Below are 23,452 nucleotides of genomic sequence, written 5' to 3'. Positions count from 1 at the left end.
GACCACCCGCACTCTCCTGTCGCCAAAGGCCCCCGCATGACCGCCATCGGTATCTATGGCAGCGCCGGGCGCATGGGCCGCGCCATTGCCGAGCTGATCGAGGGCGAGGGCGCCACGCTCGCGGGCGGGTGCGACTCGCGCGACGACCCGGACGCACTGGCCAAGGCGGCCGATGTGCTGGTGGATTTCTCGATCGCGGGCGCGCTCGACGCGCATCTGGCGGCCGCCCGCGCGGCGCGCACCCCGATCGTGATCGGCACTACCGGCCTGTCGCTCGCGCAGCATGCCGCGATCGACGCGGCGGCCGCGGACATCGCGGTGCTCCAGACCGGCAACACCTCGCTCGGCATCACGCTGCTCGCCAATCTGGTGCGCGAGGCGGCGGCGCGGCTGGGCAGCGACTGGGATATCGAGATCACCGAGATGCACCACCGGCACAAGGTCGATGCGCCCTCGGGCACCGCGCTCCTTCTGGGCGAAGCGGCGGCGGCGGGGCGGGGGCATCCGCTGTCCGAACTGCGCGTCGATGGCCGTGCCGGGCTGGTGGGCGCGCGGACCGAGGGGACGATCGGGCTTGCGGCCCTGCGCGGGGGCTCGGTGATCGGCGATCACGAGGTGATCTTCGCGGGCGAGGGCGAGCGGGTGACGCTGGGCCATTTCGCGCAGGACCGCAGCATCTTCGCGCGGGGCGCGGTGCGCGCGGCGCTGTGGCTCGCGGGGCAGGCGCCGGGCCGCTATCGCATGGGCGACGTGCTGGGCCTGTAACGGACATGAAGAAGGCGGACGTCGTCGAATTCTATCACCGGCTGGCGGAGGCGAACCCGCATCCCGAGACCGAGCTGGAGTTCCGCAACCCCTATACGTTGGTGGTCGCGGTCGCGCTGTCCGCGCAGGCCACCGATATCGGCGTCAACAAGGCGACGCGCGCCTTATTCGCCGAGGTCGACACGCCGCAAAAGATGCTCGAACTGGGCGAGGATGGGCTGAAACAGCACATCAAGACGATCGGCCTGTTCAACACCAAGGCCAAGAACGTCATCGCCCTGTCGCAGATGCTGGTCGACGATTATGGCGGCGAGGTGCCGGAGGATCGCGCCGCGCTGGAGCGGCTGCCCGGCGTGGGGCGCAAGACCGCCAATGTCGTGCTGAACGTGGCCTTCGGGCAGGAGACCTTCGCGGTCGACACGCATATCTTCCGCGTCTGCAACCGCACCGGGCTGGCCAAGGGCAAGACGGTGCTGGCAGTCGAACTCAAGCTGGATAAGGCGACGCCCGCGCCGTTCCGCGTCCATGCCCATCACTGGCTGATCCTGCACGGCCGTTATATCTGCAAGGCCCGGCGGCCCGAATGCTGGCGCTGCCCGGTCGAGGACCTGTGCGCCTATCGCCCCAAGACGCCCGCCCCTGCGGCCAAATCCGGAAAAGCGCCCGTGGCGGCATAAAAGGGCTGGCGCGTGCGGACGGGCGATGCTAGTCGGCTCGCCCACGCACCCGTAGCTCAGCTGGATAGAGCGCTGCCCTCCGAAGGCAGAGGCCACAGGTTCGAATCCTGTCGGGTGCGCCATTTCTGTTCAGCTTTGGGCACTGCGGCACTCGGCGTCTGGGATGCTATGATCGCGCGTTCCAGCATCGCGTTGCGCCCCGTGATCCGAACCTCGCGGTCGCCGACTTCGACGCGGTCCACGAGCAGGTGGATGTATTCCTTGCGCATCCTGCCGTCCGATTCGTCTAGCTTACGGCGAAGCAGATCGCCGAACCGGGCGATGATTTCAGGCGTGATTCGCCGATCACCAGCGTCGAGCTGCCGTTCGAGGACGGCGATGTCGGCTTGGGTGCTGGCCTTCTGCGCACGGATGTTGCCGAGTTCACTGGCGACTTGCGGATCGTCGGGGCTCAGCGTGTTGTTCCGGACCAGCCTGATTACGCTAGCGCTTTCGCCATCGAGTTGGGTCAGTCGGGCGCGTAGCCGCTTAAGTTCAGCGGCGCGCTCCGCGACGGCGGTGGCCGACCGGTCCAGCCATGTCTGCAGAAGCGTGGTCAGCCGTTCCGGCTGGACGAGATGACGGGTCACCGCGCCGACGACCAGATCGTCCAGCTGCTCCATCGGAACGCGGCGTCCCGTGCACGCGTCCGGCCCGCGCTTGATCCGCGCCGAACAGGCGTAATAGCGATACTGGCCGGATTTGCCGGTGCTCGTCATCATCCCGGCGCCGCAACCGTCCCCACCGCAACCGCAGACCGCGCGGCTGGTCAGCAGATTCGTATTCGTCTTCGCGGCCGCTTCGCCCATCCGCGGGTCGCGGTCGGCCATCTGCTGGCGGACCGCGTAGAACGTCTCTTCATCAATGATCGGCGGCACCGGGATCGGCACCCACTCGCTTTCCGGCCGCGTCTCACCGGTGCGAGAATTCCGGCGGTTGAAGATGACATAGCCTATATAGGCGGTGTTAGTCAGGATGTTGTGCAGCGTCCCGATGCTGAACCGCTTGCCCCGGATGCGATAGCCGCGTTCGTTGAGGTGATGCGCCAAGCCCGTGACGCCGATCGGGCCGCTCGCCGTGCCTTCGCGATACGTTTTGAAGATGTAGCGGACCATGTCGACCGTCTCGGGGTCGTGCTCCAGCTTCTTGCGGTCCTTGCCGCGCGCCTGCGGCACGGTGCAGGTGCGGAAGCCGATCGGCGGTGTCTGCCCGTTCCAAAAGCCGTTCACGGCATTGGCCACCATGGTGCGGCGAACATGCTTGGCGTTCTCGGCCGAATGATATTCGTCGAAGATGGCGAGCATCGACACGGCTAGGTCGGACGTCGGATCGTCGCCGAAATCCTGCGTCACCGAAATAATGCGGATTTTCTTGCTGCGGAGTCGCTCGCGATACTGCATGAAGTCGAGCGCGTTGCGGAACAGCCGCGACAGCGAATGCGCGAGGATGATGTCGACCGGACGCTCATTCGACTCGGCGAGCGCGATCATCTCACGAAAGGCTCGCCGATGATCGTCAGTCGCGCTGCCCGCTTCCGAGAAGACCCTGACGGACTGCGCGCCATGATCCTCGATCCAGCGTTCGGCGGTGGCGATCTGATCCGGCAACGACAAGTCGTTCTTTTCCTGCCGCGTCGTCGATACCCGCGCATAGACGAAGACGCGCTTACCCGCGAACGTGTCGCTTCCCATTGTTAGACCTTTCGAACAGCGCGGCGATCTCGCCGCCGAACAGCCGATCGATCAGCGCGACCTCCTGTTCGAGGGTCGACCATGAATCGTCGAAGGCCGCGCTGACAAGCCCCGGATCGTTTATACGCGCATGACTGCCCGGCGACGCGGAGGTCACTTGGGTCGTTGGAGGTGATGCGCGCCGGCTCATGGGCCGGGCGTGGCAGGTTCGACGCGACGCCGTTGCGGGGGGCGCTCGCGAATTTTCCAGAAGTGCCTGCGTTACCGGTTCACCGTGTCAGGTCGACAAGAAGGAGGCGAGTTTTCGACGTCTTGCTGTCTATCGCAGGCTGGTTGATGGCGTTCCCGATTTCCCATCACAGAACGGTGGTTTTGGGAAATGGCAATCGGGAACGGATTTTGAGAATGCCCATGCCCGGGGCATACGTTGGACCACCCGGCTCAACCGGAATCCTACCTCGGGTTCCCAACCGGGAAAGGTCATGCAATTGGTGCAGTCAGGCTTGCAGCGTAGCCAGCCGACCTTTCAACCACGCAATCAGCATCGTGGGTCGCGGATCGATCGCGTTGCCCGGCCAGATGGCAAGGTAGTGCGTCCCATCGGGCATGAAGCCATGCGGCGCGGCCAGTTGCCCACTCACGAGCGCGTCGGCAACCATGTGAGCCGAAGCCATTGCGACGCCTTGACCAGCCTCGGCCGCCTGGATCGCCATGTAGAAATGCTGGTAGCGGATCGCCGGTCCGGTAAACACCGCCCCACCAGCATCGTCCCAGCCTTGCCAAGCATCCGGTCGCGTCTCGCTATATAGGCGTGGTAGCACGTCACCGCCGGCCTTGGTGAGATCGGGCCGCATCACCGGCCCCATGCGCTCGGTGGCTAGTATTGCCGTCTCCACGCCGGGCGGCAGGGGGAAGTCGCTGCGCCGGATCGCTAAATCGACGTGATCGCGGGCGAAGTCGATCGGTCCGCCGGCCGCCAGCACCCGCAAATCTAGGCCAGTCGCCTGTTTCAGTTCGCCCAGCGCCGGGATCAGCAGGCGCAGGCATAGTGTCGGTTCGCACGAAACGGTTAGCGGGCCGGCAGCGTCGTCCTGCATCCGAAAGTCGCGCATCGTCCGATGAAGGTCGGTGAACGTCGCTTCCAGGCGTTCGGCCAGCCACATCCCCCTATGGGTGAGATGGATGCCCCGATTGCGCCGCTCGAATAGCCGCGTGCCCAGTTCGTCTTCAAGCGCCTGTACCTGCTTCGAGATCGCGCCGTGCGTGACATTCAGCTCTGTCGCTGCGGCAACCATGCTGCGGTGACGCGCCGCCGCCTCGAACGCGCGGAGCGAACCGAGAGCTGGGAGTCGGGGCGGAACATGTGTGACCATCGTTCACAGATTAAGCGACAAACATTCGATTTTCCAGGCGACGGGCGTGCGAGATGACGCGTGGTCCCTCGAACCCGGATTGCCATCATGTCCAACCTGCTCCTGATCCTTCCCGTTATATGGCTGGCCGTCATCAGTCCCGGCGCCGACTTCGCGATGATATCGCGGGTGAGCGCCATTGATGGCCGGCGCGCCGGCCTCATGGCGGCACTCGGCATCGCGCTCGGCTGCTGGCTCCACATTGCCTATGCCGCGTTCGGCCTCGGCCTCGTCGCCCATCTATTCCCACAGTTCCTGTCGGTGCTGAAGCTCACCGGCGCGCTCTACCTGGTCTGGCTCGGGTGGACGATGGCAACCGCCCAGGCTGTGACGGCACCGGCGGAGGGAGTATCCCCGCGAAACCGCAGGCGCCCATTGGTGACGGGCCTGTTGACGAACGCCCTCAACCCGAAGACCTCGATCTTCGTCGTCAGCCTCTACGCGCAGGCGATTGAACCGGGGACGCAGCTGGCGGTCAAGCTCAGCTACGGCGCGATCATCTCGCTGTCGCATCTTGCCTGGTTCGCGGCGGTCGCCCTCTTCCTTTCGCATCCCGCGATCCGGGCCTGGGTGCTGGCGCGGCAGCATGTCGTCAACCGGATCATCGGCACGGTGCTGATCCTGCTCGGCGTTGCGCTAGGGCTTGCCGACCTTGGAGGAAGGGCATGAGGCCGCCGCTGCATATCTTCTGCGACCTGAAGGGCGTGCTTGTGCCGGAGATGTGGCCACACTCTGCGGCGCGGTCGCCGACATGACGCCCTATGACGGGGCGGCCGCCTTCGTTGCCGCACTACGCCGGCATGGCCCTGTCACACTGGTGACGGACTCCTTCGATCCGATGAATTCGGTCCTGATCGCTGCCTTCGAGGTAGATCGTGTCCTGTGTCATCGGTTCGTCCCCGACGACAGAGGCTACATCGGCCATTGCGCCTATTGGAACGGCCTGGCTGGCAAGCAGCTATGTCTTGCCGGCATCGACGGCGACACAATGGCGATTGGCGACGCCTTCAACGATCTCCCACTGTTGCGTGCAGCGACATACAGCGTCCTATTCCGGCCCTCTTCGGAGACGAGGCGGGCCGGTCAGAATCTCCCGGTCGCGACGACCTATGCAGACGCGATTGATGCCTTCGCGAACCAGCGAAGAGCCAGATATTCTCGATCAGCTGAGTTTTAAGAATAGGATTGCATTCCCAATATCCGATCCCAATGGGAAGCAGGCGTTGGCTCGACGCCCGGATTAGGGCAGCTTCACCGGATGCCGCAGCGCCTGAACCTGACCGCCCTCCTCGTTGACGAATATGACACTGCCATCGACTTTTTCGTCGGAAAGCTTGGCTTCGAGTTACGCGACGACACAGCGATGACAGATGGCAAGCGGTGGGTGGTGGTCGCGCCGCATGGCGCGGCGAGCGGACTGCTACTGGCACGGGCTGTCGGTGACAGGCAACGTGGAGCGATCGGCGATCAGAGTGGCGGTCGGGTGTTCTTGTTCCTCGAAACCGATGACTTCGCCCGTGACCATCTTGCTTACACCCAGCGGGGCATCCGGTTCGTCGAGAAGCCTCGCCATGAACCGTATGGCATCGTGGCCGTCTTCGAGGACCTCTATGGCAATCGGTGGGATTTGATCGAACCTGTCACCGCCACACAATGATTCCCAATTCACCATCCCAATGAGAATGCCCCGGCCGTCTCACTGGCCGTTCCCAATCGGAAGCGGTGAACCCGTGCGGCCGCGCTTTGGAGCGGGCGCGGCCTGCACTATCAAGGTTGCGCTTGAAGGCGGCGCGTAACTGCTTCGTATTTTTCCGGCGTGGTGTCGCGCATCGCCGCGTCACGAGAAGACGGATTGTCATCAAACGGGATCGGCTCGGCAAACTGACTTACCGTCAAATCCCACCGCGTGCCATCAATGAGATTGTAGAAGTGTGTGCCGCCAACGGTCTTAGTAGTAAGAATGTCACCCCCGAAATGATCCTGAACGATCAAAGCCGTAACGCTGCAATGATTCTTCGCAGGGTTATCGGCGGACCAGCTCTCAGGAGGACTCGCGGTTTCGGCGGACCAAGCCGCCTGAAGCTTCCGATATAGCTCGATCGGATTGTCGAAGAGTTTTGCCGGGGTATCGTTCATATTGTATCCAATGGAGTTTAGGCTACCGCCTTTACCCTTGGACAAGGCGACGTGATAGTTCGCCCCCCAGCATCCCATTTTTCGATCCCATCGGGAATGCGTCGGACATCTCGCTGGCCGTTTCATTGCAAGACGGTCGCGGCGCCGTCTTGGTCGCTTTGCAATGCCGACGCTCCATGCTCCGCGACGGCGCCGCATTGCCGATTGAAAGCCGTAAAGGAAAAGCTTGCTGCAGGTCCGTCGCGCGCTCGCTTACCTTCAAGCGACACGCAAGGAACCGATCCATGGCCGACCGCACAAACCAGCGCATCCTCCTCGCCTCACGTCCAGACGGAGAGCCGCAGGCACGGAATTTCGAGGTCCGCACGGCCAGCGTCCCCGAGCCGGGGGACGGACAGCTACTCCTGCAAATCCTTTATCTGTCGCTCGATCCATATATGCGGGGACGGATGAGCGCCGCCAAGTCCTACGCCGCTCCAGTTGGGATCGGCGAGGTCATGGAGGGCGGAACCGTCGCGCGCGTCATCGCCTCTCGCCATCCTGATTACACCGAGGGGGATATCGTCTTGTCGCATTCCGGTTGGCAGAGCTTTGCGCTCTCCGATGGCGTCGGCCTGCGCAAGCTCGACCCTAAAGCCGCGCCCATCACCACGGCGCTCGGCGTCCTCGGCATGCCGGGCTTCACCGCCTATGCAGGTCTTCTCAATATCGGCCGTCCGCAAATTGGCGAGACGGTCGTCGTGGCGGCTGCAAGTGGGGCCGTCGGGTCCGCCGTTGGGCAGATCGCCCGTATCAAGGGTGCGCGGGCGGTGGGGATCGCCGGTGGTCCAGAGAAATGCGCGTTCGTCCGTGACGAACTCGGCTTCGATGCTGCGATCGATCACCGCGCTCCGGACTTTGCCGAACAACTGGCTGCTGCCTGCCCGAACGGCATCGACGTCTATTTCGAGAATGTCGGCGGGGCTGTATGGGATGCGGTCTTTCCGCTGCTTAATCCCTTCGCAAGGGTGCCAGTGTGCGGCCTGATCGCCCATTACAATGATCGCCCCGGTGCCGCTGGTCCCCGTGACCGCCTGCCTACGCTGATGCGGGATGTTTTGAGCAAGAGCCTGACGATCCGCGGCTTCATTCAGCGCGAGTTCGCCGATCAACGGCCTGATTTCTATCGACAAGCAGCGCAATGGATTGCCGACGGGCGTCTTCGCTACCGCGAAGATGTGGTGGACGGGCTGGAAAACGCGCCCTCGGCCTTTATCGACCTGCTGCGGGGGCGGAACTTCGGCAAATTGATCGTTCGTATTTCCGCCGATCAATAGTCTCTCAAAACAGCATCCTTTCAGGAAAAGGCCTCAGCGTTAAAACGTCACCATAACGATCATGTTTGCTATGCTGCTGGCGTCGTTTGCAGCCGGAGCGCAGGCCCACACACCGCAAGCACGGCCCAACGAGAGTGCAGCAATGAACGACGACGCAAACGTAATGGCGGTGGACCACACGGGCTTCGCTGTATCGTCATTGGACGAAGCCGTTCAGTTCTGGACAGGAGCGCTCGGCTTCAAGCTCGAGCGGCAGTCGGAGATGGGGGGGACTTCCTGCATCAAGTGATTGGTGTCGACGATCCCAATGTCAAAACGGCGATCGTCAGGGCGCCAGACGGCTACGCGGTCGAGCTGTTGCAATATTCAAAAGGGCACCAGGACGGGGCGGTTCCCAACAGCGCTGGGCGGTCGGTGCGGCCCACCTGGCTCTAACCGTGAAAAATATCCATGCTGCCATCGTTCGCGTTGAAGCAGCAGGATGGAAGGCCAAGGGTAGCCCGCTGCCGATCGCGGGTGGTCCGCGGAAGGGAACGTTGGTGGCCTACGTTTCCGGCCCCGATCATATCACGGTAGAGCTTATGCAGCCGCCAGCCCGTTAACGGGCCGGTGGACGTTTCCCTGCTTCACGATCGCGATCAAGAAGGCCCCGGTCGTCTCGATCGCCGTTCCCAAACGGGAATGGCTGAAAGCGCCCATTTCCAGACGTTCCGCCTCGATCGCCAGCTCCCTGAACGCGCACCTTCCATCGGCATTGGCAAGCCGTTAGCGTAGAATATCGATTAGGGACGCCAAAATGCATATTCGTTGGGAGATGCTGCCGCTTATGTTGATGGCTGTGATCGTAATGTTAGGCATCCTCCGTTACGATCGAGCAGATCAGCCGCCACCCCTTGCCCGCGAATTCTATCGACCACATTGGGAATGGGAGCGAACCAACCCAATTGGTCGCCGGCTCCGGGTTGCGAAGAGATGGATTGGATTGGCCCTCGCAACGTCCGTGGCTCTGGTGTTTCTTCTGGCGTTCCTCGGGATCAACCTGCCGGTAGGTTGATCGAAACGTCAGCTCCCCACCCATAGCCGTCGGGCCGCTCACGCCCACTTGCGGACATTCTAGCGACACGTCATCTTGCCATATGATCGAAAAGCCTTGGACCTTCGAAGCTAGGAAGAGGTATCGCCGAAAGCGGCCGTCTTTGGACGAACGACCGAGTAAGTTCAGATTCCGAGCATCGCTAAAAGAGATTGGTGGCATCGCACGTCTGCTGCGACTGCATGGGCTTGAAGTTACGATCCCAGTGAGGGTGAACTCTACTCAATGGGCCATTACGGCAATTTGTCCGGAGCAGTTGAGCGCGGCGCGCCTACTACGATTATGCAATCTCATTGATCGATCCAACGCACTTCAATTGTTGACCAGCGTAAATGTGCGGGTGTTCCGTTGGTTGGGTAAGGATCGGCGACAACCCGCCCATTTCTATCACAACAGGCGCCTGCGGAATGGCAGCTAACCACCAAACCCGGACATTCCCGATATTCGATGGTCGAATGGGCAAGCGGCGTCCGTAGTCGCCACATCCATATTGCTCCCAACGCCCTTATTAGTATCATATATACAACACTTCCTGGGGATGTCTTACGATGCCTGTCCACGATGCCGATCTTGACCACCGGCTTGCTCGTCTTGAACGCAAGTATCGCATCGCCTTCACAAGCGCAGCGATCGCCTCGGTTTGCAGCGTTCTGGCTATTGCTGGAGCAGTTGGTACTCGCGCCGGCGCAGCGATAACCACCCGGCCCGATAGTAAGGTCACGGACGTGCTTCGTGTCCGGGAATTGAATATCGTCGATCAGAATGGCGTCACCCGTGTCAAGATCGGCGCACCGCTTCCACATGCCGTCATCAACGGCCATCAGCTCAAATCACGGGGTGGTCGTCCGGAGGATACCATGTCTGGCATTTTGCTGTTTGATGCCCAGGGTAATGAGCGGAGCGGATATGCGACGGTCGACCACGGATATTCGAATGTCCTGCTGACGCTCGACGATCAAACCAAGCAACACGCGATGTTCATCGCCGAACCGACGGGCGCGACAACGCTGCGCTTGTTCAACGCCGATACCAAGGATCGGGTAGATGTTGGGATCGATGAAAAGGGGCCACACATCTCCATGATGAAAGCAGGTAAGGAGATTTATCGCTTCCCGGCCAATTGACGCGCGCGCTGCGTCATCGACATTCCCGATTGGGATCCTTCTGGGAACGCGACGATCACCTAGGCGCCGGCAAGAGCGATCACGCCCATGATGAGAATGCCGCACCCGGCCAAGCGCCAGAAGCCGACCGTTTCCCGTAAGATCGCCATCGCGAGCAATGCGCCGACCATCATCGACATTTCGCGCATGGGCGCGACGAGGCTGAGCGGTGCGCCGCGCTGCAACGCGGCGAGGACGAGGATGTAGGATAGCGGCGACAGCAACCCAACGCCGACCGCCAGCCACCAGTGCCCCTTCATGGCGATCATCGCTCGCCGCGGGTTCGACCCAACGACGGGGGCCAACAGGAAGAAGCGCAGGAGGTTCGAGAACCAGTCGAGAATGACCGGCGTGATGCCAAGCGCCTTCACAGCATAGGCGTCCACGACGGTGTAGGATGCGATTAGTCCGCCGGTCGCCGTGCCCCAGCGCACGCCGGCTTGACCGCCGGGACGGCGGAAGGCGGCGAGATCGCCCCGCGTCGCAATCAGGGCAATCCCGATCACGACGAGCGCAAGGCCGCCCAGGCTCCGGCCGCTAGGCGTTTCGCCGAGCAACAGGATCGCGCCGATGGTGGAGAGCATCGGCCCGGTGCCGCGGGCAACGGGATAGACCACGGATAGGTCCGCGACCTGGTAGCCTCGCTGTAGGCACAGGCTGTAGGCAAGATGGATCAGGCCGCTGAGCAGCACGAAACAGATGCCTTCCATTGTCCAGTCGATTGCCCCGCGCCTGAGCAGGTAAAGCACCCACGGCGCATATGCCATGCAGGCGACCAGATTATAGGCGAAGACGAATACCGGACCGATCGAGGCCGCGCGTTTCGCCAGCAAGTTCCACGTCGCGTGGATCACCGAAGCCAGGATGATGAGGAGAAGCGAGGCAAGCGTCACGAGACCCCCTTTGGCGCAGCAGCGCCGGTTGATCTCGACGTCTCCTCCCCTGGGTTTTTATCCCTTGGGTGCAGCCGCGGAACTCCCGCGGTCTCTGCAACGCTCGGTCCAGCGACGATGCCTGTCCGGAACCCTAGTTGCCACTCAGTCGAGACGGCACAGCTATCGCAACCCGGCATTACCGATCAAGGCGTGGCCTCGCGCTTTCCCATTTCCCGATCCCAATGAGAATGCCCCGGCCGTCTCACTGGCCGTTCCCAATCGGGAACAGGCATCGGTATAGCGCCTGATCTAATCTCGCTCGACCAGTTCAACTGGCAGACGTACTGTGAGTCGGCTACGTAGAGAAAAGGGGACCGTCTGTGGGGGCATGGGGTGCGCTAATTATGAGCTTCTTCGGAGCAGTTTTCGCTTCGTTGACGCTATATTGGCAGTGGCATTTGTCCGGGGTTGCTCTGGCGCTTCCCTTCTTGGCGTTCGTCCTGATCGGTTTCGCCGCAAGCTATGTGATCCGCACCCCCGGCGAGGGCATCAAGCCGTCGCCAAAGGAAGAACGAGCTATCATGTGGAGCAGCATCGGTGAAGGCGTTGGCCTTTTCCTTGCCGCCAACATTGTTATAAACCTGCATCGGCCCGATCTTCTGTTGCCATCGATGACGCTGGTCGTCGGCCTGCATTTCCTGCCAATCGCTTTCGCTGCTGGCTTTCGTCCGTTCTATATTCTCGGGACGGCACTGGTTGTTGCAGCAATTATGGGATTCATCGTCGAAGCCCCTACAGGCGGCGAGGTCGCCGGTTTCATGGCTGCTGGTGCGCTGTGGCTTGCGTCCAGTATCGCAGTTCGACGCGACTGGTTGGCAAAGGGGCGAACGGCAGCGACAGTCTGACCATTCCCCACTTCATCACCCCGTCGGGAAAGAGGGCTGCCGGGGCGATGTGCCGTTATGGTAGTGCCGCCGTATGACGAACTTTCCCAAGCCCGTTCTGGACTACTGGCATGAAGCGTTCGCTGGCCACAGCAGCTCGACGTGGGCGGTAAGCGAGAAGCTGAACCCCAAACGTCCGGCGATGATGCTGGAAGGGATGGACGGCTCGGTGCGAACCGTATTGCGGCCCGAGCTGATCGACCGGATTGGTCCCCACGCGGCAGATGCTACATCGATCGCCAGCATTCAGGACCAGTTGGCACGCGCTGGCGTCAGCCTGCACGATCCTGATTATCTGTTCTACCTTCCTGCGGACACCTGCATCGAGCCCAATCGATCGATGGCTACACGTCGCCTCACGATCAAGGATCGCGCTGCGTTCGAGGCGTTCCAGGCCGATGCATCAGAGCGGGATCGCGACGATGCGTTCGTTGAAATCGATCACTGGGCGGTGTTCGGTTGCTTCGACGGCGATCGATTGGTCAGCGCCGCCAGCGCATGTCTCTGGGAAAACGCTCCGGTCGCGGACCTCGGCGTGCTGACGCTACCCGATGTTCGGGGAAGAGGTTGCGCACGCACGGTTGTCCTGACGATCAGCGACTTCGCGCGCCGAGAGGGATACGAGCCGCAATATCGTTGCCAGCTCGACAACCTTGCATCCGTCGCCCTCGCCAAATCGTGTGGCTTTGCGCTGTTCGGAAAGTGGATCGTGGCATCCGACGTGCTTGAGTAAGCTATGGCTTGAATGTCGCGCATTCCCATTTCCCGATCCCAGTCGGGAGGCGGGCTCCCCCTTGAGCCTATGGTGTCCGGTCGCCGAAATGCTGTGCTACCAGCGTGCGCGCATGTTCCCACAGTAGGGGCGAGCCGCCAGCAATGGTCGGGCCGTAGCGTTCATAGACCTGTTGTTCCGACACGCTGTTCTCGGTCCAGGTGCCTCCACCGGTCAGCGTGTTCAGCAATAGCGGTTGCAGTCGATCGAGGCTTTTGGCGAACCGGGCCTCGGGACTTTCCGCCGTCTCAAACTCTCGCCAGAGCGACAGCAGGCGCGTCGCCTGATCTGTCGGCAATATGCCGAAGAGCCGATCAGCAGCCTGCCGCTCCGCAGCTTCAAGCGCCGCGGTATCGTGGACGCCGTGGATTGGCGCATCGCCGGCGTCGATCTCAACAATGTCGTGGATGAGCAGCATCGCAATGATTTTGCCAGCATCAAGTTCGTCGCCGGCAAGGATCAACGCGAACATTGCCAGATGCCATGAGTGCTCGGCCGAGTTCTCGCGGCGACTGCCATCCGCGATGCGGGATTGACGGACAACCGATTTAAGGGCGTCGATCTCGGTAAGGAAGGCCAGTTGGCGATTGAGGCGGTCTTGCATGACCGTGGTCTTACTCTCCCTCAGCCGTTCCGACGACGAATGAAATATTCGACCTCAGGCAAACGCTACCGTCGTCACCAGCCTGCCTACGCGCCCTTCCGCGAGACCGATTTGCTCCCATTCGAGTATGCTAGGGAGGATGCGCATCTCAACACTGCCATTACCCAAGGTGGGAATAGAGATGCCGGCAGGGTCAGTACGCTCGAACCACCCGTCATCGGCAAGGCGATCCTCAGCCATGACGATATCATCGGTAGCGTACCGCCACAGCGAACTTCCAACGAACGTCCGTGCGGATGCTCCCCACTCCCGCTCGCGTGATGGGGAAGCGGCAAGCAGTCGGTGGGTCGCGTCACAGATCAGGTGGACAGGAACGTTCGCGCACTCAACAAGCCGTCGCAGCGCCCGATCTGAGGACGAATCCGGGGCCACGGCGATAAGGTCGCGGATTTGACGCCCCAATGCGGGCGATGGAACGTGCCTGCCTGATTCCCAGCGTGAAACGAGCCCTTGCGATACACCCAGGGTTTCCGCGACATGCTCCTGCTTGAAGCCGCGCAGGCGCCGAAAGCGCCTTAGGCGAACGCCAAGGTGGTGGCCGGGTATAGAAACCGCTTCGCTCACGTCGCTCCCTCACCGTCGGCCAGTCTATATCGGTCATATGCCGTGCCAATATTCGCTTCCAATGGGAATGCGCAGACCGTCTTCGTCGCTGTTCCCAATCGGAAAGCCGAAAGCAGCGCCTGACAGCCCTTGGCGATCCCGCCGATCGACGTCATTAGCCATCGACAACGGGGGGCGTATGAGCGGCGTCGGATCAAGTGGTGGAACGTACCGGATCGAAGTGGTGCGCGAAGGGACAGAGATTATCGCGCGAGATATTCTCGACAGCCTGCCCGAATGGTTCGGACGGCCTGAATCGCTCGATGAATATGTCGCCGCCACGACGCGTTTGCCGACCCTGGTCGCCTATTCGGAGAACGGCAAAGCTGCCGGTTTTCTGTCGCTGGAAAAACATACATCCGTCGCAGCCGAAATCCATGTAATTGGTGTCGCGCGGGATCAGCGCGGTAGGGGCTGCGGGCGCAAACTGATCGAGCAAGCAGAAACCATGCTAAGAGCCGAAGGCATCCGCTGGTTCACCGTCAAGACCCTAGCTGCATCCCATCCCGATCCGCATTATGCGGAAACCCGGCTCTTCTATGAAGCCAGCGGGTTCGAGCCGCTCGAGGTGTTTTCGGACTTGTGGGGTGAGGACACGCCTTGCCTCATGATGATGAGGCCGATCGACTGATTCCCATTTCTCGATCCCAATGGGAAGCAGGCGTTGGCTCGACGCCCGGATTAGGGCAGCTTCACCGGATGCCGCAGCGCCTGAACCTGACCGCCCTCCTCGTTGACGAATATGACACTGCCATCGACTTTTTCGTCGGAAAGCTTGGCTTCGAGTTACGCGACGACACAGCGATGACAGATGGCAAGCGGTGGGTGGTGGTCGCGCCGCATGGCGCGGCGAGCGGACTGCTACTGGCACGGGCTGTCGGTGACAGGCAACGTGGAGCGATCGGCGATCAGAGTGGCGGTCGGGTGTTCTTGTTCCTCGAAACCGATGACTTCGCCCGTGACCATCTTGCTTACACCCAGCGGGGCATCCGGTTCGTCGAGAAGCCTCGCCATGAACCGTATGGCATCGTGGCCGTCTTCGAGGACCTCTATGGCAATCGGTGGGATTTGATCGAACCTGTCACCGCCACACAATGATTCCCAATTCACCATCCTAATGAGACGGCGTTGAACGTCCCATCCGCCGTTCCTTATGGGAAGCCGATCAAACGGATGGGCGCGGCCAGCGGATCGCGATGCCGGCGATCGCCAGCGTCAGCGTCATCTCGATCACCGCCAGCACCTTGTAGAACGGTTCCGATCCGGGAAGGCTGACCGCCATGATCGCGGTGTAGAATAGCCCGAGGACGATGCAGGCCCACCGACATATGCGCGCCGGGAGCAGGAGCGACAGCGCGACCATAAGGCTCGGCACTGCCATCATCAACGACACGCCCGTGAGGACGCCGGGGGTTGCATGGCCGAGTGGCCCCATGCTGCCGTGGTTCATATCCGCCAGCGTGCCGGCGACGTAGAGGCCGAAATAGTCGCCGTAGATGTAGCAGAACATCGTCGACGCCCACAGTGCCGCCAGCTTCACCTTGGCCGGCGCTCGATATTCTTCCAACCCCACCTACGCCCCCTGCTAGTGTATTGCCGCAATAAAACAGTTGGGCCATCATCGCAACGACCGGTGTGAGATTCCCATTTCTCGATCCCATTGGGAAGCTGCCGGAGCCGATTACAGGGATAGACGATAGCGCCGCATGTGGAGGTCGCCCCGTGCATATAGGTCGCTGTCGACCGGGACTGCTAATGTTCCCTCAAAGCTGGCTCCGGCCTTTTCCAACGTGCGGCAAGAGGCAGTATTGTCCGGCCGAACGGTGACCCAGATTTCGTCAAAACCGTGGTTCCGAGCGATCGGCCCCAATGCCGCCAGCGCCTGGCTCGCATAGCCGTGCCCTCGATGTTCCGGCTCGACCTTGTATCCCACATGCCCGCCATACAGGCGCATGTAATCAGTATTGCCGAGGCGAAGTTGGATTGTGCCAACCACTTCGCCGCCAGCAATTATGTCGTAGAACTCGGCCGGTGCCCAACCACGCTCCGGGTCAGCCTCCGTCACCTTCTGCAACCTCAACGTGACCGCCATAAACGCCTCTGCTACCGCACAGCCTTCATGTTTTCGGCCATATTGCTTACGTCGGTCGCTTTCATTCTCTTTCCTGAAACTCGATCCTTGTGGAAAAGCCGCCTCACTCAAATTGCCGGGTTCATCTGCGCCGACACGCTATCGGCCATGTGCGCCGTCACCCGCATATCGACGCCGGAACGGTTTGATTTCACCCCACTGCCGACCAGCGGAACGTAGTGACGATCGGCCAAGTGTAGGACGATTAGCGTCCGACGGATTGCCGTCCATGCCATCCGCTAAAAATGGGTGGCATGGACGAGGTCATCGCGTTTTGGTCTTCGCCTCCTTCTTTTTCGACTGAGCCCTCGGCTTTCGTAACAGCATTTCGCGCATCGGGTCGGTCGCCAAGGGCGAAATCATCATGCCGACGTTCTGCGAACCGCGAGCGGCAGCAATGTCGTCGGCCATGGCGGAGGATGGCGGCTTATTATGTCCGATGTCACCGTGGATCGGCGATACGCCATGTGCTCGCCCCAAAACCGCAGCCACTTCTTCGGGCACTCGGCTCGTATCCCGGAGGATCTTGGGCAAGATACCCGCCTTCGCCTTATGGTACCCCATGATCGCGTCCCACTTATACTGCCGGTAATGCGCGATGTCGTCCCCACGGTCGTTGAGCCACAAATGGGCCTGATAGCGCGCCGTATAGCCCAGCTCGCCCGGCTTCGGCCGATCGGCAACCAGCGCAAGGGCTTTCTTGCGCAGCGTGTTTCCCGACTTCTCCTTGAGGATATCGTCCATCGCGAAGGGGCTGAACGCGTCGAGCGAATCTTCGTTCTTGCCCTGCGCCTGCCGCAACAGCCAGACCGCGGCAGCCGGGTTGTTCTCCGTCATCCATGCATAGCTGATCGTCGCGATCGCCCAGGACACGCGCCGCATCGACATGGTGCTGAGTCTCCGTCCGCCCGGCCGGCAGCGACAGTTCCAGTCCTGGGCCGTCATCATGATCTCCACCAGCCCGACCGAGGCGTGCTGGCGCCAATCCAGCCCCCAATATGTCGCGGCGGGGCGGTTCTGGCGCGACCATCCGTGATCGTTGCGCTGTTCCAGCCAGAAGGCGGGATGTGCCTCGAAATCGCGGGCGATCGCCTTGGCCTGCTGGGGCGTGGCGGGCGCGATATCGAGACCCTCCCGCTCTTCGGCCACCGCCGACAGACTTGCGGCGCAGACCTTGGCCCAGGCCGCTGCCGCTTCGGCATCGCCGCGCTGCAGGATGGTCCCCGGCGCACTCAAGGCGATCGACTGATAGGGCAGCATATCGATCGCCCGCTTGATCGCTGACGGTTGATGGGGACCGCCCGCCAGCGGGACGCGGGGCACGAAGCGCCGCGTCGAGAGTTCGATGCCTCCGTCGAATGCCATGACGAGAAGCCCGTCGTGGTTGACGGCCAGGCGGGCAAGTTCGGCGTAAAGGACGGCGACGAGGAAGGGCGGGAGATAGTCCGCCTCCGGCGCTTCCCACAACGCGCGCACGCGGTCGGGCCACGGATCATCGGCAATTGTCGGGCGCAGCGCGATCGCGCCCTTGAAGTCCTTGGCGATCACCCGGTCGAAGACCGCACGGTCGCGCAGTCGCAGGTCGTCGAGATAGATCGCCAGGTCGCGGGGCGAATGACCGACCAGCGTGACCAGATGCTCGGCACGTCCGCAATGCGCGGCCATGCTGCTGACGGCAAACGGGTCATGGCCCATGACTGCGCGAGGATCGCGCGGGCGGACCAGGATCTGCCGCCAGATCGATCCGCCGAGTTGCGCCGCGGTCATCGTACCGTCGATGATCGCAACGGCGCCTTCGGGCAGCGGGTCCAGGTCGATGGGAAGGCGGTGTGGCGTGCGGGCAATTCCGCAGCGATCGGTCAGCGGCTGGCCCGGCACCCAATAGTCCCAGCCACACCGCAGACCGACGGACGGATCAATGCCGTCGTCGAGGCCGGCCTGCGCGACCGCTGCGGCGATTTCGTCGATGATGCTCATGCCACGTCTCCCGCGTCCGCCTTACCTTCCCGATGGTTGAGGGATCGTATGTCGCTGCGCGCCTGCTCGATCGCACGGCCGAGCGCGGCATCGTGATCGGCGAGCCATTGCTCCTGCGCCGCGGTGATGGCGACCAGTGCTTCGGCGGCGGCCGCCAGATCATGCCAGTCCTTTTCCGACCCTGGCGGGGTTGCACCCAGCGCTCTTTCAATCTGCTGCATCCGGCCGATCAGATCCTCGGCACGACGCGCGAGCGCGTCGTACCCCGGGAAGCGCTCGACGCGGTCGCCGACGATGACCGAGCGGAATTCGTCGAGGATATCAGTCATGCCGCGTCCCCTCGATGGCCCGCGTCGCCGAGCGAGCGTTGATCGGTTGCGCTGGAAACCTCACCGGTCGACGCAGCTGTGACCTCCGACGAGAAGTGCGACGGCCCGCGCGGCGTATCGGAATCAATCGGCAGGCCGACGAGCCGCGGATTCCCGCCGCGCTGTTCGATCCAGTCGTGCGCCTCGCCGCGATTCATCCGCGCGGGCGGCTCGAGATCGAGCGCGGCCACCATCCGCCCGATCAGGAATCCCTGCGATTTCGTCATCGCCTTGCGCCGCCATGCATTGCTGTCGGGATGGTCACGCTGCCAGACGCGAAAGCCCGCGACGTCCTCCGCATAGGCGCGGGCTGCGCGGTCGAGCAGTAGCGCCTCCCCGCGCTTCGTCCACTCGTCGAGATGGGCACGGACCGCCGCGACCTCGGCCGCGATGATCGTGGCGCCCGGCATCGCGGCGGCGAAGGGTGCGACCAACTCGGTATAAGCGTCGAGCGGCTGGTGGCGCAGCCAGACGCGCGCCGCCGCCATTTCGCCCGTGTATCCCACATCCCGCTCGAGCCACGCGAGGGCCATGCGGTGCCACTGCTCCGATCGCGTGGTCGACAATAATCGCCCCTTGGCGTTACGCGCCCTTCGCTTGATCTCGGCCAGCCGTTCCTCAGCCCTGCGTTCTACCGCGATGGCCGCCTCATATTCGCGGCGGCGGCGGGCTTCGATGGCGTCGTATTCCATGGGTCGTCTCCTCGTCGGTGTTGGACGGGCTGACGATACGAACCTCCGATTCCGGCCGTTGCGGGGGGCGCTCCATTTTCGCTGACGATGGATGCGCGGGTGTGCGATCGACCGCCTGCTGCGACGTCGAACCGGAACCCGCCTGCGCCGCGCATTTCTGGTTCCGTCAAATGGAGCGCCCCCCGCAACGGCGGTGAGCATCAGTTCCTACGAAGCGAAAGACCGCAGATGAGGGAAGGTCTGAGGGGTGGGATGCGAAAGAAATGTTGACCCCGGTCAACGGCGCATCCGCTCCTGATCCCACCCCCCAGCCTGCGGCGTCACAATCAAGGGCGCGCGATGCTGCTGGAGACCGAGGAAGGGATATGGGCGCGGGCGGACGCGGCAGTCTTCCGCCTGATGATGGACGGCGGGCGGACAGAGCGCCGCATCCAAGCGGCGGAACGCACGGTCGCCACGGCCTTCCGGCGCGTCGCAGCGCTGCGCCAACGTCGGCGCGTTCGCGCAGCGCGGGAACAGGCGGCGGCAGACCGCAGACTTGACCGGGAACTGGCGCGTGCCTGGGGGCATCCGCTGCGCATCCGCATGGCCAAGGCCGATCGACCGGGATCGGGCAGCGCAGCACCGTCCCGTAAGATGGCGATGCTCACCGGCGTGTCGAAGCGCGCCATCCGCACCTACCAGATGCCAATGGTCGACGAACGCGGCCGCGTCTCGTTGTACTTCCGCATTCGCTACGTCGGCTTCAAATCGAAGACATGGCGCGCGGGCCTGCCCGCCGATCACGCGCTCTATATCCTGCGCGAGGATGCGCTCGAGCGGATCGGCGATGACGCGACCGATTCTGTGCCGATGTCGAACATGGGTAAGGACGCCCACGAGATTGCTGCAGGCTGGCGCGCGCTGGAGGCGGTCGAGGAAGGCTATCGCGCGAATGCGATCGTCCAGCATCGCATCATCTGGAACCTGCCGCATGACCTGACCGCGGTTGAACGCCGCGCGCTGGTCGAGGAGTTCTGCCAGCGGACTTTCGGCCGACTCGGCCTGCCGTGGGTCGCTGCGATCCACACGCCAGATGCCAAGGGCGATCAGCGCAATTACCATGCCCATGTTTGTTTCTCGCTGCGACCCTGCGAGCGCACCGGCGACCATGAATGGTCGATCGCGCAGGAGAAGGTGAACGGCCTGACCGACCCGGACGGCCTGAAGCTGATGCGGGCGCTGGCCGCCGCGCACATGAACCGTGCCTGCCGCGCGGCTGGCCGACCGGAGCGTTTCACCCATCAGACGTACAAGGAGCGCGGGATCGACGCCCAACGGCAGGCGCATGTCGGTGCAGCCGCGATGGCGGCGCACGAACGCGGAGAGCATGTTTATGCCGTCACTCGCAACGCCGTCATCGCTGAGAGCAACGAGCTTGCGGTCGAGAAGGCGCGGGTTGAACGCGAGGTACAGGCCCACGGCCGGCTGACGTCGCTGCTCGAACGGCGGATGCACGTGGCTGGCCTGCGGGCACACGCCGCTGCGCTCACCGCCCATGCGACGGTGATCGCTACGTCAGCCCGCGAGATGATCGAACGGGTCCGCCGAGCGAAGCCTGTCGTTCGACCCGTCGCTTCACAAACCGTCCTGAAGGTCCGCGATCACGCCCAGGCGATCCTGCGGCGCATCCAGCGGCGGCGGGTCGTGCATCAGCCGTCGCCTGCGGTGCGCCACACGGCCATGACATTGGCGGTCACGGCTCGAACGATCGCGGAGCGGATCGGCATGGTATCGGCACCGGTCATACCGTCCCGGACTGCGCTGACGCAGTCCCGGCGTGTCGCGACCATCGTGGCGGGTCGGGCCACGTCGACGGTGCGGCATCAGAAACTGGCCGAGCAGCGCGCCACAGCCGTAGCGATTCACCAGCGCCTCGTCGCACTTGATCGGCAACATGCGCATGAACAGGCTCGCCTCCTGATCCTAACCGCTGAACCGACGCCCTATCGGCGGGAACACAACCGCCTGATCCTTGATCTGTCCGCCATGGCGATGGCGGCACGTCAAATGATTGAAAGCCTGCCGCACGATGATCTCGGCCGCGCCCTGCGCGAGCGTCATCGCCTCGACCAGCAGCGTGCAGCCGAACAACGAAAGGGCGCCGAGGCAGCGGCAAAGCAGGCCGACGCCGAACGCGCCGCCGAAGTCGCTCGACGTACACTGGTCGAGGAAGCGTGCCGCATCCTGCGCAACGCGGAACCGCGCCCGTATCACCGGAACGGCAAACGGATCGAACCCGCCTGGTCCGTCCTGCCTCAGCGCGAGCGTGACACGGTGATGGCGGTCGGCATCGGCGACGATGACTTGCGCCGCGCTCTCCTCGAACGCGTCCGGCAAGACGACCGTGCTGACCGGACCACAGCGATGCTGGATGAGATCGAGCGGGAACGCCGTCCTGTACCGAACGTCGATGGCCGCCGACAGATCGATGCGCTGACACTGGCGACTTTCGGCCTGCGTGACGACGATATCCAAACCGAACGGGTGCAGCGCCAGCTCGAAGATATCGCTGCACAGCAAATTGGCGAACACGCGATGATCGCAAGCTATGCCGTTGCGCATCCCGACCAGTTGGTGCGGGGCGACGCAGGTTGGTCGCTGGGCCAAGCCGCCCCAGACGTCATGCGAGATCTGGTCGAGGCTTGGCGCCATGACGACAAGGTGCAAAGTGTCCTTGGAAGGCTCGCCGAACGGGTGCGGGCCGACATTGGGACCGCGCCGAAGCCAGGGTTGGCGATGGCCGACCCGCCGACGGGGGCTTCGCGGCGGAGCGGTGTGCCTGATGCCTCGTCATCCAGCACACCGCCGCCATTATCGCGAAGCGGCATTCATGGCGCCGCGCCGCCCGCATCTGGCGGAACCTCTCCGCGTCATGCGGATGGCAACGGAGGCGGGAGCCCCCGTCGGACGCCGCTGATCGACGATCCGGGCACGATGTCACGGTGAGCAGTCCATCACATGGTAATGTACCACTTGCCGTTGATGCGGCGTACCTTGCCGGTGTCGGTCTGCTTCGACCCGTCGCCAAAGCGGGTGACGGTGGTCACCACGGCGTGATCCGCCTCGGTATGATCGACCTTCTCGACCTCGACTGACGTGACCCCGCCCTTCGCCTTGGCCTTCCTGGCCTTGTCCTGCAGCATCGGCGTGATGAAGATCCCGGCGGTCGCCTTGATTTCCGGGTCGATCCGCTCGAGCGCCTCGGCGGTCTGACCGCGCCCAATCGCCTCTATTGCGGCACGGGCGGCGTCACCCGGTCCTTGGCCGCAGGCGGTCAGCGCCAGAAGCGCGGCGGCTACGACCAGCGGACGGATGTGCATCGTCCCCTTCAGGATCGCGTCCATCACAGCACCGGCTTCTTGGCACGAGCAGCGATGAAGGCGTCAGCGGCCTGCTCGACCAGTCGGCCGGGTTGCTGGGCCGAACCTTCCGGTGGCGCGATCATTACCGTTCCGCCCTGCGGGCCAACATTCGCGCTGGCGCGGAAGCCACTGCCGTTCTTGCTCCAGCGTGCCGCGAATGTATCGCCCAGCTGCTCCTCGCGAGGCTTGGCCCATTTTTCGACCAGCATGCGACGCCATTCGGCAACCGTCGTCCCTTGCGGCGCGAGGTACACGATCGACGACAGATGCGCCCCGTCCGGCCAGACGAGCATTCTTAGCGTATATCGCCCGCCAGCGTCGTCCTGAAGCGTCGTGTCGCCGAGCACGCTGCGTCGGGTCGGGGCTCCACCAGCGCCACCCGCGATATTGATCGCACCGCGTACCTCGCTTTCAAAATCGACAAAGCGGGTTGCGCCCTTGGTGACCAATTTACGGGATGTCGCGACAGCGGTCACCTCCGCCTCGCTCATACCGAGGCGAAAGCCGCCGAGATCGAAGGTGACCGGATCACCGGCAACACTGCGACCGGCAGCGCGGGTCAGGCCGACGATCACCGGCGTGGCCGGCATGGTGATGGCAGGCTGCTTCGGCCCAGTCCCAAAGACGGATGGGATCTTGTCGAGCAACTTGGTGATCGGTGCCCGCTGAGCGGCGGCGGGCACGGCGGCCAGCCCGATGACGAGTGCAATGGTCAAACGCATGTGTGTCT

Annotated in this window: 26 protein-coding genes, 1 tRNA gene and 1 pseudogene; 14 read left to right on the top strand and 14 right to left on the bottom strand. The window is 63.0% G+C overall.

What is annotated here, in order from left to right:
- Positions 1–36: 36 nt before the first annotated feature.
- From dapB to QE363_RS17235, 3 genes are all read left to right on the top strand, one after another.
- The gene (gene dapB, locus QE363_RS17245; protein ID WP_309697256.1) at positions 37–765 is read left to right on the top strand and encodes a 4-hydroxy-tetrahydrodipicolinate reductase; all 729 of its coding nucleotides are present in this window, start codon (positions 37–39) and stop codon (positions 763–765) included.
- 5 nt (positions 766–770) lie between these two features.
- Positions 771–1,442 (top strand): endonuclease III, encoded by a 672-nt coding sequence (gene nth, locus QE363_RS17240; RefSeq protein ID WP_309697255.1) that lies wholly within the window; start codon positions 771–773, stop codon positions 1,440–1,442.
- 45 nt (positions 1,443–1,487) lie between these two features.
- A tRNA-Arg gene (locus tag QE363_RS17235) sits at positions 1,488–1,564 on the top strand.
- 564 nt (positions 1,565–2,128) lie between these two features.
- On the opposite strand, the pseudogene QE363_RS19740 reads toward QE363_RS17235, so the two are convergent.
- Together QE363_RS19740 and QE363_RS17220 are read right to left on the bottom strand one after the other, a co-directional pair.
- A pseudogene (locus tag QE363_RS19740) lies at positions 2,129–3,172 on the bottom strand (recombinase family protein); the annotation flags it as partial.
- Positions 3,173–3,669: 497 nt separating this feature from the next.
- Complete coding sequence (locus tag QE363_RS17220; RefSeq protein WP_309697251.1) at positions 3,670–4,545, bottom strand: LysR family transcriptional regulator; 876 nt, start codon at positions 4,543–4,545, stop codon at positions 3,670–3,672.
- A gap of 87 nt (positions 4,546–4,632) precedes the next feature.
- On the opposite strand from QE363_RS17220, the gene QE363_RS17215 reads away from it, so the two are divergent.
- From QE363_RS17215 to QE363_RS17205, 3 genes are all read left to right on the top strand, one after another.
- Positions 4,633–5,253 (top strand): LysE family transporter, encoded by a 621-nt coding sequence (locus tag QE363_RS17215; RefSeq protein ID WP_309697249.1) that lies wholly within the window; start codon positions 4,633–4,635, stop codon positions 5,251–5,253.
- The gene (locus QE363_RS17210; RefSeq protein WP_405053198.1) at positions 5,228–5,761 is read left to right on the top strand and encodes a haloacid dehalogenase-like hydrolase; all 534 of its coding nucleotides are present in this window, start codon (positions 5,228–5,230) and stop codon (positions 5,759–5,761) included. Before QE363_RS17215 ends, QE363_RS17210 begins: the two co-directional genes overlap by 26 nt.
- 81 nt (positions 5,762–5,842) lie before the next feature.
- Positions 5,843–6,241: a VOC family protein gene (locus QE363_RS17205; protein WP_309697227.1), complete on the top strand. Its 399-nt coding sequence runs from the start codon at positions 5,843–5,845 to the stop codon at positions 6,239–6,241.
- A 110-nt stretch (positions 6,242–6,351) separates the two neighbouring features.
- Here QE363_RS17205 and QE363_RS17200 read toward each other — a convergent pair whose 3' ends face one another.
- The gene (locus QE363_RS17200; RefSeq protein ID WP_309697245.1) at positions 6,352–6,720 is read right to left on the bottom strand and encodes a hypothetical protein; all 369 of its coding nucleotides are present in this window, start codon (positions 6,718–6,720) and stop codon (positions 6,352–6,354) included.
- A gap of 284 nt (positions 6,721–7,004) precedes the next feature.
- Between QE363_RS17200 and QE363_RS17195 the strand changes: the two genes are divergently transcribed.
- The 3 genes from QE363_RS17195 (at position 7,005) to QE363_RS17185 (ending at position 10,253) form a co-directional block, all read left to right on the top strand.
- The gene (locus QE363_RS17195) at positions 7,005–8,036 is read left to right on the top strand and encodes an NADP-dependent oxidoreductase (protein ID WP_309697243.1); all 1,032 of its coding nucleotides are present in this window, start codon (positions 7,005–7,007) and stop codon (positions 8,034–8,036) included.
- A gap of 70 nt (positions 8,037–8,106) precedes the next feature.
- Positions 8,107–8,325 carry a VOC family protein gene (locus QE363_RS17190; RefSeq protein ID WP_309697241.1) on the top strand — a complete coding sequence of 73 codons (219 nt, stop codon included), beginning with the start codon at positions 8,107–8,109 and terminating at the stop codon, positions 8,323–8,325.
- A gap of 1,352 nt (positions 8,326–9,677) precedes the next feature.
- Positions 9,678–10,253, top strand: coding sequence for a hypothetical protein (locus QE363_RS17185; RefSeq protein ID WP_309697239.1), 576 nt, complete (start codon positions 9,678–9,680; stop codon positions 10,251–10,253).
- Positions 10,254–10,312: 59 nt separating this feature from the next.
- Here the strand turns inward: QE363_RS17185 and QE363_RS17180 are convergent, their stop codons facing one another.
- Positions 10,313–11,185 carry a DMT family transporter gene (locus QE363_RS17180; protein ID WP_309697238.1) on the bottom strand — a complete coding sequence of 291 codons (873 nt, stop codon included), beginning with the start codon at positions 11,183–11,185 and terminating at the stop codon, positions 10,313–10,315.
- Positions 11,186–11,571: 386 nt separating this feature from the next.
- Here QE363_RS17180 and QE363_RS17175 point away from each other — a divergent pair, with 386 nt between their 5' ends.
- Both QE363_RS17175 and QE363_RS17170 read left to right on the top strand, forming a co-directional pair.
- Positions 11,572–12,072 carry a hypothetical protein gene (locus tag QE363_RS17175; RefSeq protein ID WP_309697236.1) on the top strand — a complete coding sequence of 167 codons (501 nt, stop codon included), beginning with the start codon at positions 11,572–11,574 and terminating at the stop codon, positions 12,070–12,072.
- A gap of 73 nt (positions 12,073–12,145) precedes the next feature.
- Positions 12,146–12,844, top strand: coding sequence for a GNAT family N-acetyltransferase (locus QE363_RS17170; RefSeq protein ID WP_309697234.1), 699 nt, complete (start codon positions 12,146–12,148; stop codon positions 12,842–12,844).
- Positions 12,845–12,911: 67 nt separating this feature from the next.
- Here the strand turns inward: QE363_RS17170 and QE363_RS17165 are convergent, their stop codons facing one another.
- Positions 12,912–13,487 carry an HD domain-containing protein gene (locus QE363_RS17165; RefSeq protein ID WP_309697232.1) on the bottom strand — a complete coding sequence of 192 codons (576 nt, stop codon included), beginning with the start codon at positions 13,485–13,487 and terminating at the stop codon, positions 12,912–12,914.
- A gap of 54 nt (positions 13,488–13,541) precedes the next feature.
- Positions 13,542–14,111 (bottom strand): helix-turn-helix domain-containing protein, encoded by a 570-nt coding sequence (locus QE363_RS19735; protein ID WP_405053197.1) that lies wholly within the window; start codon positions 14,109–14,111, stop codon positions 13,542–13,544.
- Between the two features lie 178 nt (positions 14,112–14,289).
- Here QE363_RS19735 and QE363_RS17160 point away from each other — a divergent pair, with 178 nt between their 5' ends.
- Together QE363_RS17160 and QE363_RS17155 are read left to right on the top strand one after the other, a co-directional pair.
- Positions 14,290–14,781 carry a GNAT family N-acetyltransferase gene (locus QE363_RS17160; protein WP_309697230.1) on the top strand — a complete coding sequence of 164 codons (492 nt, stop codon included), beginning with the start codon at positions 14,290–14,292 and terminating at the stop codon, positions 14,779–14,781.
- Positions 14,782–14,849: 68 nt separating this feature from the next.
- The gene (locus QE363_RS17155) at positions 14,850–15,248 is read left to right on the top strand and encodes a VOC family protein (RefSeq protein WP_309697227.1); all 399 of its coding nucleotides are present in this window, start codon (positions 14,850–14,852) and stop codon (positions 15,246–15,248) included.
- Between the two features lie 67 nt (positions 15,249–15,315).
- Here the strand turns inward: QE363_RS17155 and QE363_RS17150 are convergent, their stop codons facing one another.
- The 6 genes from QE363_RS17150 to QE363_RS17125 all read right to left on the bottom strand — a co-directional run bounded on the left by QE363_RS17150 (position 15,316) and on the right by QE363_RS17125 (position 19,318).
- Positions 15,316–15,723, bottom strand: a complete 408-nt coding sequence (locus QE363_RS17150; RefSeq protein WP_309697225.1) for a DUF6326 family protein — start codon at positions 15,721–15,723, stop codon at positions 15,316–15,318.
- Between the two features lie 108 nt (positions 15,724–15,831).
- Positions 15,832–16,353 (bottom strand): GNAT family N-acetyltransferase, encoded by a 522-nt coding sequence (locus QE363_RS17145; protein ID WP_405053196.1) that lies wholly within the window; start codon positions 16,351–16,353, stop codon positions 15,832–15,834.
- The gene (locus tag QE363_RS17140) at positions 16,350–16,475 is read right to left on the bottom strand and encodes a hypothetical protein (protein WP_309697220.1); all 126 of its coding nucleotides are present in this window, start codon (positions 16,473–16,475) and stop codon (positions 16,350–16,352) included. Before QE363_RS17140 ends, QE363_RS17145 begins: the two co-directional genes overlap by 4 nt.
- Positions 16,476–16,545: 70 nt before the next feature.
- Entirely contained in the window at positions 16,546–18,258 is a 1,713-nt protein-coding gene (locus QE363_RS17135; RefSeq protein WP_309697218.1) for a hypothetical protein, read from the bottom strand.
- Positions 18,255–18,587, bottom strand: a complete 333-nt coding sequence (locus QE363_RS17130; RefSeq protein ID WP_309697216.1) for a hypothetical protein — start codon at positions 18,585–18,587, stop codon at positions 18,255–18,257. Before QE363_RS17130 ends, QE363_RS17135 begins: the two co-directional genes overlap by 4 nt.
- Positions 18,584–19,318 (bottom strand): hypothetical protein, encoded by a 735-nt coding sequence (locus QE363_RS17125; RefSeq protein WP_309697213.1) that lies wholly within the window; start codon positions 19,316–19,318, stop codon positions 18,584–18,586. The genes QE363_RS17130 and QE363_RS17125 overlap by 4 nt, the downstream gene beginning before the upstream one ends.
- Positions 19,319–19,657: 339 nt before the next feature.
- Between QE363_RS17125 and QE363_RS17120 the strand changes: the two genes are divergently transcribed.
- Entirely contained in the window at positions 19,658–22,306 is a 2,649-nt protein-coding gene (locus tag QE363_RS17120) for a MobA/MobL family protein (protein ID WP_309697211.1), read from the top strand.
- A gap of 8 nt (positions 22,307–22,314) precedes the next feature.
- Here the strand turns inward: QE363_RS17120 and QE363_RS17115 are convergent, their stop codons facing one another.
- Both QE363_RS17115 and QE363_RS17110 read right to left on the bottom strand, forming a co-directional pair.
- On the bottom strand, positions 22,315–22,704 hold the full coding sequence (locus QE363_RS17115) for a DUF4878 domain-containing protein (protein ID WP_309697209.1): 390 nt from the start codon (positions 22,702–22,704) through the stop codon (positions 22,315–22,317).
- Positions 22,704–23,444 (bottom strand): hypothetical protein, encoded by a 741-nt coding sequence (locus tag QE363_RS17110; RefSeq protein WP_309697207.1) that lies wholly within the window; start codon positions 23,442–23,444, stop codon positions 22,704–22,706. The genes QE363_RS17115 and QE363_RS17110 overlap by 1 nt, the downstream gene beginning before the upstream one ends.
- Positions 23,445–23,452 lie beyond the last annotated feature (8 nt).

The sequence above is a fragment of the Sphingomonas sp. SORGH_AS_0870 genome (assembly GCF_031453175.1).
Lineage (GTDB): Bacteria > Pseudomonadota > Alphaproteobacteria > Sphingomonadales > Sphingomonadaceae > Sphingomonas.
The sequence above is the reverse complement of the archived record's forward strand: the minus strand, read 5'-3'. Positions and strand labels throughout refer to the sequence as shown.

Bases quoted from the DNA above. Each gene is read 5' to 3' on its own strand.
- QE363_RS17125 (WP_309697213.1), bottom strand. From the start codon at position 19,318: ATGGAATACGACGCCATCGAAGCCCGCCGCCGCCGCGAATATGAGGCG.
- QE363_RS17175 (WP_309697236.1), top strand. From the start codon at position 11,572: ATGAGCTTCTTCGGAGCAGTTTTCGCTTCGTTGACGCTATATTGGCAG.
- QE363_RS17185 (WP_309697239.1), top strand. From the start codon at position 9,678: ATGCCTGTCCACGATGCCGATCTTGACCACCGGCTTGCTCGTCTTGAA.
- QE363_RS17200 (WP_309697245.1), bottom strand. From the start codon at position 6,720: ATGAACGATACCCCGGCAAAACTCTTCGACAATCCGATCGAGCTATAT.
- QE363_RS17205 (WP_309697227.1), top strand. From the start codon at position 5,843: ATGCCGCAGCGCCTGAACCTGACCGCCCTCCTCGTTGACGAATATGAC.
- nth (WP_309697255.1), top strand. From the start codon at position 771: ATGAAGAAGGCGGACGTCGTCGAATTCTATCACCGGCTGGCGGAGGCG.
- QE363_RS17165 (WP_309697232.1), bottom strand. From the start codon at position 13,487: ATGCAAGACCGCCTCAATCGCCAACTGGCCTTCCTTACCGAGATCGAC.
- QE363_RS17190 (WP_309697241.1), top strand. From the start codon at position 8,107: ATGCTGCTGGCGTCGTTTGCAGCCGGAGCGCAGGCCCACACACCGCAA.
- QE363_RS17220 (WP_309697251.1), bottom strand. From the start codon at position 4,545: ATGGTCACACATGTTCCGCCCCGACTCCCAGCTCTCGGTTCGCTCCGC.
- QE363_RS17160 (WP_309697230.1), top strand. From the start codon at position 14,290: ATGAGCGGCGTCGGATCAAGTGGTGGAACGTACCGGATCGAAGTGGTG.
- QE363_RS17110 (WP_309697207.1), bottom strand. From the start codon at position 23,444: ATGCGTTTGACCATTGCACTCGTCATCGGGCTGGCCGCCGTGCCCGCC.
- QE363_RS17215 (WP_309697249.1), top strand. From the start codon at position 4,633: ATGTCCAACCTGCTCCTGATCCTTCCCGTTATATGGCTGGCCGTCATC.
- QE363_RS17120 (WP_309697211.1), top strand. From the start codon at position 19,658: ATGCTGCTGGAGACCGAGGAAGGGATATGGGCGCGGGCGGACGCGGCA.
- QE363_RS17195 (WP_309697243.1), top strand. From the start codon at position 7,005: ATGGCCGACCGCACAAACCAGCGCATCCTCCTCGCCTCACGTCCAGAC.
- QE363_RS17115 (WP_309697209.1), bottom strand. From the start codon at position 22,704: ATGGACGCGATCCTGAAGGGGACGATGCACATCCGTCCGCTGGTCGTA.
- QE363_RS17170 (WP_309697234.1), top strand. From the start codon at position 12,146: ATGACGAACTTTCCCAAGCCCGTTCTGGACTACTGGCATGAAGCGTTC.
- QE363_RS17135 (WP_309697218.1), bottom strand. From the start codon at position 18,258: ATGAGCATCATCGACGAAATCGCCGCAGCGGTCGCGCAGGCCGGCCTC.
- QE363_RS17130 (WP_309697216.1), bottom strand. From the start codon at position 18,587: ATGACTGATATCCTCGACGAATTCCGCTCGGTCATCGTCGGCGACCGC.
- QE363_RS17155 (WP_309697227.1), top strand. From the start codon at position 14,850: ATGCCGCAGCGCCTGAACCTGACCGCCCTCCTCGTTGACGAATATGAC.
- dapB (WP_309697256.1), top strand. From the start codon at position 37: ATGACCGCCATCGGTATCTATGGCAGCGCCGGGCGCATGGGCCGCGCC.